This window comes from Methylosinus sp. DMC45, from assembly GCF_056313885.1.
This window is the reverse complement of sequence record NZ_JBQUZK010000054.1, coordinates 91,616-106,145: the sequence shown is the minus strand read 5'-3', so window position 1 is coordinate 106,145 and position 14,530 is coordinate 91,616. Positions and strand designations below refer to the sequence as shown.

Annotated in this window: 14 protein-coding genes and 2 pseudogenes; 11 read left to right on the top strand and 5 right to left on the bottom strand. The window is 59.8% G+C overall.

What is annotated here, in order from left to right:
- The 3 genes from ACT53T_RS18680 to ACT53T_RS18670 all read right to left on the bottom strand — a co-directional run.
- Positions 1–152: recombinase family protein (locus ACT53T_RS18680; protein ID WP_476162372.1), on the bottom strand; the 152-nt coding region annotated here is incomplete at its 3' end.
- A 36-nt stretch (positions 153–188) separates the two neighbouring features.
- The gene (locus ACT53T_RS18675) at positions 189–464 is read right to left on the bottom strand and encodes a toxin-antitoxin system HicB family antitoxin (protein ID WP_166146063.1); all 276 of its coding nucleotides are present in this window, start codon (positions 462–464) and stop codon (positions 189–191) included.
- Positions 461–883 (bottom strand): putative toxin-antitoxin system toxin component, PIN family, encoded by a 423-nt coding sequence (locus tag ACT53T_RS18670; protein ID WP_476162366.1) that lies wholly within the window; start codon positions 881–883, stop codon positions 461–463. Before ACT53T_RS18670 ends, ACT53T_RS18675 begins: the two co-directional genes overlap by 4 nt.
- A gap of 1,143 nt (positions 884–2,026) precedes the next feature.
- On the opposite strand from ACT53T_RS18670, the gene ACT53T_RS18665 reads away from it, so the two are divergent.
- The 11 genes and pseudogenes from ACT53T_RS18665 to mbnM all read left to right on the top strand — a co-directional run bounded on the left by ACT53T_RS18665 (position 2,027) and on the right by mbnM (position 13,169).
- On the top strand, positions 2,027–2,527 hold the full coding sequence (locus tag ACT53T_RS18665; protein ID WP_476162365.1) for an RNA polymerase sigma factor: 501 nt from the start codon (positions 2,027–2,029) through the stop codon (positions 2,525–2,527).
- Between the two features lie 106 nt (positions 2,528–2,633).
- A pseudogene (locus tag ACT53T_RS18660) lies at positions 2,634–2,789 on the top strand (FecR/PupR family sigma factor regulator); the annotation flags it as partial.
- 60 nt (positions 2,790–2,849) lie between these two features.
- Positions 2,850–3,581 carry a FecR family protein gene (locus ACT53T_RS18655; protein WP_476162371.1) on the top strand — a complete coding sequence of 244 codons (732 nt, stop codon included), beginning with the start codon at positions 2,850–2,852 and terminating at the stop codon, positions 3,579–3,581.
- Between the two features lie 401 nt (positions 3,582–3,982).
- Positions 3,983–6,535: a TonB-dependent siderophore receptor gene (locus ACT53T_RS18650; RefSeq protein ID WP_476162364.1), complete on the top strand. Its 2,553-nt coding sequence runs from the start codon at positions 3,983–3,985 to the stop codon at positions 6,533–6,535.
- Positions 6,536–7,445: 910 nt separating this feature from the next.
- Positions 7,446–7,943, top strand: a complete 498-nt coding sequence (locus ACT53T_RS18645; RefSeq protein WP_476162363.1) for an RNA polymerase sigma factor — start codon at positions 7,446–7,448, stop codon at positions 7,941–7,943.
- Between the two features lie 147 nt (positions 7,944–8,090).
- Complete coding sequence (locus ACT53T_RS18640; protein ID WP_476162362.1) at positions 8,091–8,684, top strand: DUF4189 domain-containing protein; 594 nt, start codon at positions 8,091–8,093, stop codon at positions 8,682–8,684.
- A gap of 433 nt (positions 8,685–9,117) precedes the next feature.
- Positions 9,118–10,182, top strand: a complete 1,065-nt coding sequence (locus ACT53T_RS18635) for a pyridoxal phosphate-dependent aminotransferase (protein WP_476162370.1) — start codon at positions 9,118–9,120, stop codon at positions 10,180–10,182.
- 113 nt (positions 10,183–10,295) lie between these two features.
- Positions 10,296–10,391, top strand: coding sequence for a methanobactin (gene mbnA, locus ACT53T_RS18630; RefSeq protein ID WP_157235562.1), 96 nt, complete (start codon positions 10,296–10,298; stop codon positions 10,389–10,391).
- Between the two features lie 84 nt (positions 10,392–10,475).
- A complete protein-coding gene (gene mbnB, locus ACT53T_RS18625; protein WP_476162361.1) occupies positions 10,476–11,306 on the top strand; it encodes a methanobactin biosynthesis protein MbnB in 831 nt (276 codons plus the stop codon).
- Positions 11,278–11,868 carry a methanobactin biosynthesis protein MbnC gene (gene mbnC, locus ACT53T_RS18620; RefSeq protein ID WP_400771015.1) on the top strand — a complete coding sequence of 197 codons (591 nt, stop codon included), beginning with the start codon at positions 11,278–11,280 and terminating at the stop codon, positions 11,866–11,868. The genes mbnB and mbnC overlap by 29 nt, the downstream gene beginning before the upstream one ends.
- On the top strand, positions 11,865–13,169 hold the full coding sequence (mbnM, locus tag ACT53T_RS18615) for a methanobactin export MATE transporter MbnM (protein WP_476162360.1): 1,305 nt from the start codon (positions 11,865–11,867) through the stop codon (positions 13,167–13,169). The genes mbnC and mbnM overlap by 4 nt, the downstream gene beginning before the upstream one ends.
- A 247-nt stretch (positions 13,170–13,416) precedes the next feature.
- Here mbnM and ACT53T_RS18610 read toward each other — a convergent pair whose 3' ends face one another.
- Together ACT53T_RS18610 and ACT53T_RS18605 are read right to left on the bottom strand one after the other, a co-directional pair.
- Positions 13,417–13,827, bottom strand: coding sequence for a hypothetical protein (locus ACT53T_RS18610; protein ID WP_476162374.1), 411 nt, complete (start codon positions 13,825–13,827; stop codon positions 13,417–13,419).
- Between the two features lie 249 nt (positions 13,828–14,076).
- Positions 14,077–14,394, bottom strand: a pseudogene (locus ACT53T_RS18605) (hypothetical protein); the annotation flags it as partial.
- Positions 14,395–14,530 lie beyond the last annotated feature (136 nt).

The following is a 14,530-nucleotide window of genomic DNA, read 5'->3' as shown; positions in this document are numbered from 1 at the left end:
GAAAGGGCCTTGGCGAGTTCCGGCCGCGAGGCTTTCGCCCCCGACATATGCTCACGAAAAATCTCGACGCAGCCGGCGGCCTTCAGCACATCGGTCTGGGCGTCCGTGACCTGCTCCTCGGTCGAGACGCGAGCGTAGCCGATCAGGGGCATTCGCGCTGGTCTCCTTCCGACGAAATCCGCGACGGACTATTTGCGAGCCGCTCGATAAGCCTCAGGAATCTCGTCGTCCGCAACCGGCGGCGCGCCACCCTCGCGGCGCATGATCTGGTCGAAGGCGCTCCAATCGGTCCGACCTTTCTTTTCCGCGAAATAACGCGCCGTGCGCAGCGCCGAAACCTTTTCGGCCACCGCCGAAGCGACGAACTGGTTGAGGCTCGTGCCATCCTCGGCGGCGATCTTTTCGGCTTCCGCCTTCATCGAAGCGGGGAGCCGAAGAGCATAAGCGGCAGTTTTCGTTTTCATCGCACCATCCTCATCAGCGTATCTCTCGGCGTGAGAACGTCGACGCCAAAGCGCTCTCGCACAAGTCCGAAGTCACGCAAATTGAACGTAACGATCGTCGCGGCCCGCCCGTTCACAGCCGCCTCGAGGACCAGCTCGTCGCCCGGATCGCGCAATTGCGGCCGCCAAAGGAACCAGATTTCGACTGGCTCGATCAGGTCGATGATCGAGTCGAGAAACTGACCGACCTCTTTCGTCGATAGGCCGGCCGCTTTTCGATGTTCGTCGCGCAGACACACGGCCTCATATTCGATTGCGAGAGCGGCGCTGGCCAAAAGCCGAACCTGGCCGCGACGCGCGAGCTTGAGAAGCTCGGCGGATGCTCCGCCTGGGCTTCGGAGCGCTGCGATCAGGGCGTTCGTATCCAGAACCAATCTCATTGCAGCGACAGTATCATATCGCCCATGATGTGATCAATAGGTGTAATTTCAATTATTATGAATATTAGTAAACGGTCGTTTGAAAATGCAGCCGAAGGCCGAGGTTCGAAGCCGCCACCCAGGGGACAGCAGGAGAAAAGCCCAGAAAACAGCCTTTTTCGTCGATTTGCTGGCTGACAATGCGCCTTCGGAGCCAGTCCGAGGCTTGCTTTCGGCGGCCGCGGCACCGCATTTCGATCCAGGCGTCGAAAGAGAAATAGGTATCTTCTATCACTCAAGTAAAAGTCGCGATAACATGATAATTGTCTCGATTCACACGGAATTAACATGGAATTAGATCTTCCCGGCTCTCTTTCATTCGAGCGCCTGCAGGCTCCATTCGAAAGAGCGTCGGACGCCCTCGCACGTTTCGACGAGCGGCTTCGCTCCAGTCTCGTCGCTGAAGCGTTCGTTCTTCGCGCGTATTTCCTCGACGCCTGCCGCCTTGTGGCGCGTGGGCGAATTCGTCCAGATCGCGAAGCCTCGTCTCATTCCACCGCGCCCCTCACTACCGCCTGGACAAGCGTTGGATGTCCCAGAGCCTTGACCGACGCCGGAGACCGAGCTTACAAATCGCTTATGGCGGATTGGGGATCTCAGCGGAAACGAGCAGCGAGCGCCCTCTTTGGCGCTTTGATTTGCTTGGTCGCGTTGCAGGGAATTATTTTCTCTGCACGCACCGCTGCGGCGTTTCGATTTCATGCCTCCGCCTCAGTCGCGGCGGCAAATTATGAGATTTGTCGAATCGGCTCAGAGTCGGATCGAGGCGCCCCTATTGATGAACGCCACACGACCGATCAGTGCTGCCTTCTCTGTGGGGCCGGTGGACGGGGCGATCCGGCCACTCTGCTTTCATTCCTTGCAGTTGTTGGCGATTTTTTCGTCCGTCCAGCCTCGACCGGCGTCCCCCTCGCCGCGGTCGACGACTTCGACCGCAGCCTCGAACCTTGGGCAAATTCTCACCTCGCTCGCGCTCCGCCGTCTCTGTCCTGAACGCGTGTCTCCCTGATCTAGAGCGGGGAGATCGTTCGAGGCGGGAACCGCTCGTGGCGGCTTCTCGCTTCGCTGTCATCGCGAATTCGAGGCTCCAGCGGAAGCCCGCCCATGTCCAAGACCAAAGGCCGTTTGATCGGCGAACTCTTCGAGCGCAATAAGCGCGATCTTCTCGGTTGCCTGACGCGGCGCGTGGGCCACGAAGATGCTTTTGATCTTCTACAAGAGACCTTTATGCGACTCATGCGCCGTCGGGAGATCGAGCCGATCGTCGACGAGGACGCCTATCTGCGAACGACAGCGATCAATCTCGCACGCGACTTATCCCGTCACCGTAAGAGCATGGCCAAGCACGTCGCGCCGGGCGATATCCCGACCGAGATCGCCGAGGCTGGGCTCGACCCATCACAGATTTGCGAGGCGAAGGAAAGCGTCCGCTTGTTCTACGCCGCGTTGACGAGTCTACCCCCCAAGTGCCGGGAGGTGTTCATCTTGCGCCGCTTCCATGATCTCTCGCCGGACGAGATTGCTCATAGATTAGGCATTTCCCGAAACATGGTCCTCAAACATCTACGATTGGCGCTAGAGCGGTGCCATGCGGCGCTCGACTAAAATTTTTCCTCGAGACAAGCTCCTTGCGACTGTCGACATACGTCCTCTTACAGTAAGGGATCAGTGGCGGCGGTGACGCCCGATAAGAGGCAGATTGGCGCGACGTATGGAGGATGACGACGCTCTTTTTGATCGATCGAGCCGTCGTAGAGCGGCCATCGAATGGTGGACGCGCCTCGATTGCCAAGCCCCGACGCCGCAGGAGCGCGAGGCGTTCGTCCTTTGGCTGACATGTGACCCGTCGAACCGCGAAGCATTCGAAAAGGTTTGCCGCATCTGGGGCGATCTCGAAGGCCTCCGGCCATTCATCGACGAATTCGAGGTGGCCCCGCCGCGCCGGACGCCGCATGCTCGCGTCGCCGCCGGCCTCGTGGGGCTCGCTTTCGCGCTGCTGTCCTATGTCTTCTTCGACGACGTCTGGATCATGCTACGGGCGCAGGCCAGCACCGGCGTCGCGGAGACGCGGATGGTCCCGCTCATGGACGGCTCTCGGATCGAACTCGGCCCTCGCTCCGCCATCTCGCTGGATTTCGATGAAGGCAAGAGGAACGTGACGCTCCTGAGGGGGCAGGCGTGGTTCGAGGTCGCGCCGGACGCCGGTAGGCCTTTCTCTGTTCTGGTCGCCCGCGGCTCGGTGACGGCTCTCGGCACCAGTTTCGACATTTCGACCACAGGGGAACGAACCGAGGTCACGGTCGCGCAGCATCGCGTGCGCGTCATGGCGGGCGGCCCGGCGATCATCGTCGATGAAGGCGAACAGAGCGCTTTTGGGCCTGGCGCCGCCGCGGTTGATCCATATCGGGTGCAGGTCGACCATGTGACCGCATGGCGGCGCGGAAAGCTGATTTTCGACGACAGGCCGCTCACCGAGGTTGTCTCCGTCCTCGGACATTATCTGCGCGGATATATTTTGGTTCTCGATCCCTCGATCCGCGAGAGGCGTGTGAGCGGCGTGTTCGATGCGGCAGAGCCAATGGCTGCGATTTCCGCGATCGAGAAGGCCCTCGGCCTTCGCGCTCTCGATCTCGGCTATCTCGTCGTGCTCACGGGATAAAAAAGAAGAAAGTTTTGCTCTTCGACCTCCCCGGACGAGGGGGCGAAGGATTTTCATTCAGGAGGCTTCTCGATTCGTGGGGGGCCGGGCAGGCTCTCATCTCGGCTTTCCGCCAAGTCGAGTATCCATTTGCACCGCAACCGGCGCGCGGACCAGCCGCGCTCGACCACGCCTTTTTCCGCGTGGCCGCGTCCCCTATCGCCGCCGCCGTTCGTCTTGTTGTATAGCGGGCCGTCTTCGCCGTCGGGCGAAGGCGGCGGCCTCGGCTACCGCATCGCGCTCGCGGCATAGAGAAAGGAGAATTTTTTAACTCGTCGACCTCCCCGGAGGAGGAGAGCTTCGTCCTTGTCAGAGTGGGAGGCGCTGTGCCTGCCGCTAGGAGACGGGACGGAACCAAATCGATGTCGGATCGGATTCCCAATGGAAGCAAGTCGGCGAAGGGTGGGATGATGAGCGCCACGGCGATCGCGTCCGTGATGAGCGCCATAGCGTTCGGCTCGAACGCGGATCGCGCCGAAGCGCATGCGCAGATGTCGCAGCAGGAAATCTCCGAGATCGTCCGCAGCTACGATATTCCGGCCGGCCCCATGTCGACCGCGTTGAACAGCGTCGCCGATGCGAGCGGCGTTCGCATCGTCTATGATTCACGCCTCACCCGTTCCCATCGGACCAGAGGACTGACCGGCCAGCACAGCCTCGCCGAAGCGCTGTCGGAAGTTCTGTCCGGAACCGGCTTGAAATATGAGCTGTCGCCCAACGGAAAATCCGTGGTGATCGTTCTCGCCCAGGCGACCGAAGTGCGCAATGACGCGAGCCCGGAGGGCGCGACGCCGCTGCCGACGATCGACATCGGACACGAATCGAACGCCGATCGCGCGGGTCGTCGCATTGGCGGCGCTCCCCAGGGCCCCGGCGATCGCATGACCGGATATAAGGCCGAAAACGCGTCCAGCGCCATGAAGATGGACATGCCGCTGCTAAAAACGCCGATCGCTGTTCAGGTGGTGACGCGGCAGCTGATGGACGATCAGCAAGCGATCAGCGTCAAGGACGCGATCGTCACCAATGTCAGCTCCGTGCAAACGACTCCGGGCTTTTCCGAATCTTATAAGATTCGTGGATTTTCCAGCAATGGCAACTCTTATAAGAACGGCCTGATGGAATACCGAATGCGCTATCTCGACACCGCCAATCTGCAATCGGTCGAGGTGCTGAAAGGTCCGGCGGCGATTCTCTATGGCCGCGTGGAGCCCGGCGGCCTCATCGACCTCGTGGTGAAGCGCCCGTTGGAGACGCCTTATTATTCCGTTCAGCAGCAGAACGGCTCTTATGGACTTACCCGAACGACGGTCGACGCCACCGGTCCGCTGACGCCGGACAATGTATTCGGATATCGGATCAACGGCGAATTCTACCACACTTATTCCTATCGGGATTTCGTGAAGGACCAGAATATTTTTCTGGCGCCGACGCTGAGCTTTCGTCCGACCGAGCAATTTCGGATGAACATAGATTTCGAATATCAGCATCGCACTTGGGTCGACGACTATCCCGTGCTGCCGGCGATCGGCTCCTATCCTGCGCCGATACCGATCTCGCGCTATCTTCAGACTCCGCTTCTGACGACGACCTCTCCGCACGAATACGACAAGAAGCGCGTCGCCTATGACTGGACCTATGATTTCTTCCCCGGTTGGAGCCTCACCAATCGGATGAGCTATTCGACATTCGACGACAGCCAGATCAATGCGCTCGGCTTGACCGTCAATCAAGCGACCGGCGTTCTCACGCGCACATTGACGAACTCCACGCTCGGCGGCGGATTCCACGAATTCGACTTCGCGACCAATTTGGACCTCAAAGGCAAGTTCGAGACGGGCCCGCTATCGCATTCGACCCTCGTCGGCTATGATTATCTCAGCACTCATATGCCGATGTACAAGAATATATTCGCAGCGACGAGCTCGATAAACATCTATGCTCCCAATTATTGGACGCTCGACAATCCCTTCGCCGCCCCACAATATATCACGCAGGATCAACGCTGGACCGGCGTCTACGCGCAGGACATGGTCTCCTTCTTCGACGACTCGGTTCATGTGCTGCTGGGCGGGCGCTATGATTGGGCGGAAACGGGCAGCAATAAGACCGTCACCTCGCTCGCCGGCGCTCTCGCTTCCTACACCACGGTCTATAATAAGGCGTTCAGCCCCAGAGTCGGCCTCGTCTATCAGCCGACGCCATGGCTCTCGCTCTACGGCAATTTCACGCGTTCCTTCGGCTTGAACAATACAACTAGCCTCGGAGCGGCGCTTCCGCCGCAAAAAGGCGAGCAGTTCGAAGGCGGAGTCAAAGCGGAGCTTCTGGACGGTCGGCTGACGGCGACGCTCGCCTATTTCGGCATCACAAAGACGAATATTCCGACGCCGGACCCCACCAATGCGAGCAATTCGCTGGTCATCGGAAAAGCGCGCAGCCGCGGCGTCGAATTCGATCTCATGGGCCGCATCGACGACAATTGGAGCGTCATCGCCAATTACACGCATGACGATGTGCGCACGATGCAAGGCGCGCTCACCTATAATCCGGCCACGCTGATGACGACGCAACTCGCGGCCGCCGGCTATAAGCTGCCCGGCAGCCCGCGCAACTACGGGAACCTCTGGGTCAAATATGCAGCCGATGGCGAATTGCGCGGTCTGAGCCTCGGAGCCGGCGTCACCGTCGTCGACGATTCCTTTGGCGATAACGCCAACACATTGATCCTGCCGAGCTATGCGCTGCTCAATGGCATGGTCGCCTATACGACCGAGATCGCGGGCTACAAGGTGACCGCGCAGCTCAATGTCAAGAACATAACCGACGCCATCTATTATCCTACGGCGAGCAGCAGGACGACGATTCAAACGGGAACGCCGCGCAGCTTCCTCGGCTCGCTCCGATGGGAGTTCTGACGGCTGAAAAAGCGGACGCCTCCCGCCTCGAGCGGAAGGCCTCATCTCGAAGGCGTTCGTCTCACGAGACGACGCCCACTATTGCATCGATGAAAGCGAGGCGACTGAAACCGATCGTCAGAGGAAACAAAATGCGGCTATTGCGATTTTCGAAGGAAATGAGGGCGCGAAGCGCTCTGTCACATATAAATTGTCTCGGCGCTCGAACGGCCACATTCGCCGCGCCGACATCACATCGAACGCGCGTCATAGGCGCGAGCGCGACCGATTTGGCGTGGCGCGCTCGTCGCATCGACACCGCATGACGCGGCACATCCAGCGCGCACCGAGCGAAGCCGCCTCTAACCAAGCGTGGCGACGGACGCCGCCGATGGACAACTGACCAGGCGACCCGGGAAAGCCGAAGCAGCTCACGTCTGAGACGACGAGCGGACCCGACCCAAATTTCAACGCCTCTTCCATTCGGTGAAGAGCGATTGATTTGTCGCGACGTCGTTCCCGCCTTTTTAGCTTCTCGCAATCTCATTCGAGGCGAATTGGCATGCAAAGAGAAAGAGACCTCGTCGCTCGCCTACGACGTGAACCGCCTTTCGCGGCGCAGGGCCGCCCCGCGCTATTACCGTTCTTGCGTAGCCGTTCGGTCGATGACCGACGCTCGCCCCGCCCCACGGCGATCGAAGTCTTCGACGCTGCGAAGGGTTCGGACTCATGTGCCGGATCGCGCTCGCGGATGCGTCGATCGCCCCCACCGTCTTGGTCGTGCCGATGAATCAGATCGCTTTGAACCGAAGCCATTCTCATATTCGGTCGTCGGCCGAATCCATGAAGAAGCGCGATCGATCGCGCCATAGACGCTAGAGCCCACCAAACGCCTGTTTCACCACTTCCGAGCGAAGCTATGGAGATGCGCATGACAGCGAAGGAGAAGTCGGTCCAACAGCTCTACCGGGATTATGCGCCCAGATTACGTCAATTCGCCAGCCGGCGACTCGGTTGGGAAGAATCTGAAGACATCGTTCAGGAGGCCTATCTGCGATTGGTAAAGGAAGGAGCCGAAAAGCTAACCTGCCCGCGCGCCTATCTATATCGCATCACCGCCAATCTCGTCACCGACATGCACAGGCGGCGAAAGCTCCGCTCCGCCTTTACCGACGCCGCGACGCCCTTCGACGAATCCGTTCATTCCGACATGCCGAATGTCGCCGAGCCCCACGACTATTCCTCGACATTCGAACAGCTGTCGCCATTGCGCAAGCAGATCATCCTCTTGAAAGTGGTCGACGGCGCCACCAACATCGAAATCGCCGACCGTTGCGGCGTATCGACACGAACGGTGGAAAGGCATTTGACCAAAGCCCGTGGCGATTTACGCCACAGCATGGCGTTTCAATCGTCGAATCCCGCATGACTTTTCGGCAGGCGCGCGCATTCGTCGACTCATCAAAAGTCGAGCTTGTTCATGACCGAACCAATCTCTCTATTTCACGCTCATGCCCATAGGCCGAAGAGCGGGCGCCTCGGACGCGGCGCCGCATACGTCTTATCGACGTGGATTTTGCTCATATCGGGAGCCTCTTCGGGCTCTCGGGCGGAGTCGGCTCTCGCGCTCGGGCGACGCGACAATGGCGAATGGCTGACGGGCTCCGCTCGCGGCTTTTCAGACCCGCGCGGGGCCGCGCGATTCGCCGTCTATGTCTGCGGCGGCGAGAGAAGCGCCTGCACGGTCGCGCAGTCGCTTCACGACGGCTGCGCCGCCGTCGCGGTGAGTCTCGACGGATCTCGCTATGCAGCGGCGCTCGGCGACAGCCTCGCTCACGCACGAGACAAAGCCGACGCCGAATGCGGCGCGAAAGGTCCCTGCAAGATCATCGAAACAGTCTGCGAAAATGACGAGGGCGCCGACGCGGATGCGCATCGCGCCGGATCGGCGACGCCCTTCGATCCGAGCATGGCGAGATATATCGAAAGCTGGCGCAGGTGCTTCAAAAGGCCGAATTCGCCGACATCGATCGCCGCCGCGACCGATGCTTGCGCGCAGGCGCTCGCATTTCCGCAAATTTCTCGCTCCGAAAGCGATAAGATCAAGGCGCATCGCGCGCGATTGTCGAAAGCGCTGGAGCTGAGCCTCCCCGACATGACCGCCCGATAAGAAACATGACGAACGGCGTCACTGCTGTGAGGCCGTTCGCTTCCACGTCTGCGGCTCGAGCGGGCGTTCGTTCGAGGTTTGCGCATAAGTTCCGGCGTCGACGTATGTCTCCTTCTAGTCGATCATCGCGACATAGATCGATCGAGCGAATTTTTCTGTATCACGAGAAATTTTTTTTCGCCCATGTCGGTTTCGATCGCATCGGCGCGTCTCTCATGACGAGTGAATGATCCGACATGTTTCGTGAATGACTCGCAGATACGCGAGGCGCCATCGTCCCATGTCTCGATGAAGCACACAGAGCGAGCGTAGGCATGGCCACGATAGCTTTCACCATCGGTAGAACAGGAGGCGCGCCTTGTCGGTCCTGATCGATGTTCTCGCGCAAACAGCGCCACACTCTGCGACGCCTCGGCCGCAAGCCAAGAAGCGCTTGGGAGCGACGCCGATATACGGCTCGATTCCGCGGAGCGACGGCCTTTGTCTCGACGCCAATGAGATGCGTTTTCCTCTCCCGGACGAATTCCTGGCGCGTGTCGCGCGAGAGATTTCGACGATCGACTTTCGACGCTATCCAGATGCGATGGAGATCGATGCGCTCGAGGCCGCGATCGCTGCGAATATCGGCGTGCGAGCCAAAAATATTCTTCTCGGCGTCGGCTCGACGGAAATGCTCGATCTTGTTTGTCGTGCTTTCGGGGGCCCCTTCGAAGCGGTGGTCGTTCCGACGCCGACATTCCCGCTCTACGGGCATTTCGCCGCTCTCAACGACAAAGGCTTCGTCACTGTTCCGCTCGACGACGCATTTGTCCTGTCGACCGAGGTCGTCGACAAAATGACAGCGGTGGACGGCGCAAAGATATTTTATGTCGGCAATCCCAATAATCCGACCGGACGCGCCCTGGATCGCGGCGTATTCGAGCGGCTCGCGGCGTCCACGAGCGACCTGCTGTGCCTGGACGAGGCATATTCTGCCTATGCCGACGTCTCCTATGCGACGGATGCGATCGATCGCCACAATGTAATCGTCGCGCAATCATTTTCGAAGATCGGACTCGCGGGGTGCCGATTGGGATATCTCGTCGCATCGGAGCCGCTCATTGGCGAATTGGAACGCGCCTCGCTCCCTTACCGCGTGAATGCGATGACCGCATGCGTCGCGCGAATCTTTCTCGAAGAAGCCGCTCTGTTCCAACCGCTCATCGACCAGGTGAAGCGCGAGCGTGAGCGCTTGCGTGAGGAACTGGCGAGGATGCCGGGCTTTTCCCCCTTTCGCTCGGAGGGCAATTTCCTCTTTTGCGCGACGCCACGGACCGGCGCGAGCGTCGCGGAGGAATTGAGAGAGAGATTTCGCATCTTCGTCAAAGCGTTTCCTCCGACCTCTCGGATCGGAAAACATTTGCGCATCACTGTCGGGACGCCGTCGGAAAACGATGCGCTCCTCGAAGCGCTCGCATCACTGTCGCCCGTCGAGAGCCGCGAATCTCTTTCGACATAAAGAGCGAAACGCGACACGGAATCGTCTTCCGCTGGGGCGTTGCGGAAGAGCGAGTCGTCACGCCGCCGGTTGCGACGGCGTGACGACAGATCAAACGCCGAATGGAGAAAGCAATGACCATCAAAGTCGTCAAGAAGGAAATCCTCCCCGTGATCGGCCGCGTTCAGGCCATGTGCGCGTGCAACCCGCCGTGGTGCGGCACCTGCTGATTTTATTCGGCAGCGCCGTCCCCGGTTCATACGGCCGGGGACGGCTTTCCAGCTTCCATGCGGACATCGTCGAAAGCTTTCCAGATGCAAATCGGATTCAACTTCACCTTGAACGGCACGCTGGACATGGTTCGGCGCATGCTCAGAGAGCGGCAAATCGACTATTGCGAGTTGCTCATCGACAATTTCCTGAATGTTCCGCTCAAAGAGCTGGCGGACGCGTTCGAGTGTCCGGTCGGGTTCCATATCATGCTGTCGAAGTTTCTCGAGAATGATAGAGAGACGCTCGAGAAGCTCGCCAAGCAGATCCGTATTCTCATCGATGCGCTTCAGCCGGCATACGTGTCCGACCATCTTCTGCGTTTTGCGCCGAACGGACGGAATCTCTTCTATCTCGGCGAAATCGATTACGCCCAATATGCCCCCGTGCGGAATCGTGTGGAGCAATGGCAGGATATGCTCGGCGTCCAGCTCCATCTCGAAAACTATCCATCCATCATGGACGGCGGATGGGAGCAGCCCGAGTTTTTTCGGAGGCTCTGCCGGGAAACTGGAGCAGGGATCCTCTTCGACGCCTCCAATGCGGTGGTCGCCCGACACAATTGCGGTGCGCCGCTGGACGCTTGGAACGATGTCATCTCGTCGACGCGACATTTTCATGTCGCGGGATATGGGCCTTCGTTTCTGGACCCGCGAGTCATCGTCGATTCGCATGATAGGGAAATGGCGCCGGACACGTTGGAGTTCCTTCGCTCCATGCGCGCGGCATTCGACAAGCCGGGCTCGACGATCACATATGAGCGCGATTTCGAGATCGAATATGATTCGATCGCGATCGATCTCGAACGTCTGCGCGAGATATTCCCCCACGCCGAGGACACGACCAATGAGTCTTTTGTCGCCTGCGCCGGCTAGAATCGACGCCGATCTCTATCAGGACATGATGAACCCTTCCCGGCTCGACGCGTTCGCGCGAGAGTCACGAAGTCATGTTCGTCTCGACATCAGCTATCGGGCCTATTGGCATGTGCTGTTCGACGCCGTTCCGCAATTGTTGGAGCTTTCGGGCCCCGACGGGCGCGCGATTTTCCTGCCGTTCATGCAATGGGCGCAGGAGAAGAACCTCACATTCGATTGGGCCTATCATATCTGGGCCGCGGAATGGCTGCTGCAATCGGAGTTTCGCGAACGTGTCGGAGCAGACCTCGCTCTGAAGCTCATGGCTGCGGCCGCATCGCGGTGGTCGGGACGCGACCGTGATCTCGATTATTGCGGGATCGTCATTGCGAGCCGTCTGATCGGACCGACGAAGGCGGTCGCCGGCTGGAAGCTCAGCAGCATAGAGACGCGCTTCATCGAAGTCGAACAGGTCGAGTTCGAATGCGAGCTTCCGGCGCCCGAAGGCAATTTTGGATGCTTTCGGACGCCGGGCTACGAGCTCGATCATTTCCCGGGATGGCGGCCCATACCTCTATGATCGAGAGCGACAAGGGCTTTTGGCGAGGCTATTGGCCCCTGCTTCTCGTGATCGTGGCGGGGCAGCTCGCACAGCAAGCCGATGTCATAATGGTCGGCCATTTGGGCGGTGGCGCGCCGGGGGCTTATGCGATGACGACACGTCTGGTCGTCGTCGATGTGATCTTGCTGAGCGCGCTGGGCGCCGTCGCTTCGACCGCGATCGGCGAGGCGCGGCGAAGCGGCGCAAGTCCGCGCGTCATCGGCGCGATCCTATGGCTCTCGCTGTTTGCAGGCCTGTGCTGCGCGGCGTTCGGCTCGGCGAGCTATCCCCGATTTGCGAGGCTGCTCGTCGATGATGATGTGATCGCTGGACTGATCTGCGACGGAGTGCTCTGGTATTCGTTCGCCGCGCCGTTCCGCTTCGTCAGCAGCACTTCGGCCTTCATGCTCCATGCGCTCGACCAAGGCTCTGGCGTCGTGAAATGGAAGCTGTGGGAGTTCGCCGCCAAAGCCATCGGCAATTTTTTGGCCATGGAGATTTTCGGACTGGGGTTTTCCAGCTGCTTCCAGATAGGGGCCGTCATCTGCGTCGGCTCGTCGATCTGGGGAATTTGGGCTCTATCGCGGCATGGCGTCGATTGGCGTACCTTGCCGGGCGCCTCATGGGCGCGTCGCTTCGGCAAAGCGGCGCTCTGGGAGTCCGAGCGGGGCGTCGCCATGCATCTCGCTATGCTCGCATGCCTCACCATGTTCGCGGCGCCCGGACTCGGCAATTATCACGTCGGGCGGCTGAATTGCTTCGCCGCGGGTCAGACATTGATGTTGATCGTTTTCACGCCGCTCGTCACATTGATGCGCTTTCTCGCATTTCGCCTTGCAGGGCTCACCGACGAACGCCTCATAGAGTCGATCAGAACGATCTCGCTGAAGGGCGCTCCCTTCGCCGTGGGCGTCGCGATCTTGCTCTTGGCCGGAACCGATGCGCTTGGGCGATTATATGGTCAGCATGGTCCTTGGTGGACGACCTTGGTCGAAATTTTGGCTGCGTCGATACCGCTGCGCTATATGACGTCGATCTTCAGAGCCGTCTTGCAGGCTCGAGGGTCGTTCGGGGCGGTCGCGAAAACGGATAGCTCGGTGTTTTGGTTCGTCGCCTTGCCGCTTGTCGCGCTCGGACTTTATATCGATTCGCCTTTCGTCGCTTATTTGTCGCTGATCGTCCCGGAGGGTCTCAGCGCATTGCGCTTTTGGAAGCAGGCGCCTTTCGTCTCGCGGGCCGCGCCGCCGCGGTCCAGCGCCGAAACATCAACGGCGATCTGACGCCGCGTACCGGGTCGCATGGGCTCGCAATACGGCGAAATGGCCGCCCGCTTCGCTCGAAGCGGTCTATGTGTTCGCTTCGCAGGGCGTCATGCAACGGCCGCCAGGACAATATCCCTTGCTGCTCCTTTCGTATTGCGGCTCTGCAACAGAAAAAATGCTTTCGTCCCCTTCGGCCGTTGCTATCTCGAAGGCCGGACGAACGCGCCGAGGAGAGGGACACACACGTTCGAGCAAGGTTGGGCGATCACTTCAATGACATCACGCTGTGTCCAAGATCATCTCGAGAATTGCGATCAGACCCGCGAACGAGCCGACGGCCGCCGCAAATCGGGGAGCGTAGGCGAGCAGGACGGTGGCCAGCAGCGCTCCGACGGAGGCTGCAATGACGAATGCGACGACGCCGATCGAGCCGCTTCGCGCCAATGTCGCGGAAATGAAAGTAGAGCTCTCTCTCGGGCGTCTGATCGAGGATTTTCTCGTTTGTGTGTTCTTCACGCAGCTTTTCCGCGATCGCTGCGAACGCATATCCGATTGTCGCCATAGCGACGTCGAATCCCAGAAAGACTCGATCATTGGATGCGATCTCTCCATTGCGATAGGCCGCCGCGTCGGCGAGCGGCAAAGCGGCGAAGGCTACCGCGGCGACGAGCAGCATCGGCCCCCAGGGCGCGCGGCGCCAAGGGAGAAGCGAGGCGAGGAACACGGCGAGCCAGGTCGAGAAAAAGATCATAGGCTCGCCTAGCAGGCGACCGGGATAGGCGGAAGGGAGCAGCCTGTTAGCCCAGAAATACGCCGTCACAGCGATCGGCAATCCGACGATCACGCCAATATTCAGCCTCTCGACGAGAAACATTCCCATGCGCGACGTCGCGCGTCGGCGCGCGCTGACCGACCACAGCACGAGACCCGTTCCGATCATCGCTGTCCCTGCCGATCCGCAAATGAACAGGCATGCCCGCAGAGTCGCGTCGGCGAAGCGACCGAGATGCAGCCCGTACATTGTCATCTGAGTGGTGACGACCGCCGATGGCGGCGGCTGTGGCATCGATCTCCCGTCCGGTCCGATGAAGTGCAGCTTGTCGTAGCGATAGGCCAATGTTTCGGAGGCGTCGCGCTGGAAGTCTATGACAATCCGTGCCGCGCCCTCACGAAGCCTATGCGCGCAAGCTCCGAGAAGCGATGCGGGCTGTCCACTCAACCAACGCGAACGAGACGCCCGCATGGCCGGGAAATCTGCGGCATGTCCGATAGGCGCAGAAGACCGGAAACTTGAAAGGCATGGTCCGTTCCCGTTGTCAAAACCGGAAGCATGTTCGGCCCCAGCATTCCTTAAAATCCCGGATCACGGGGTATCCCTG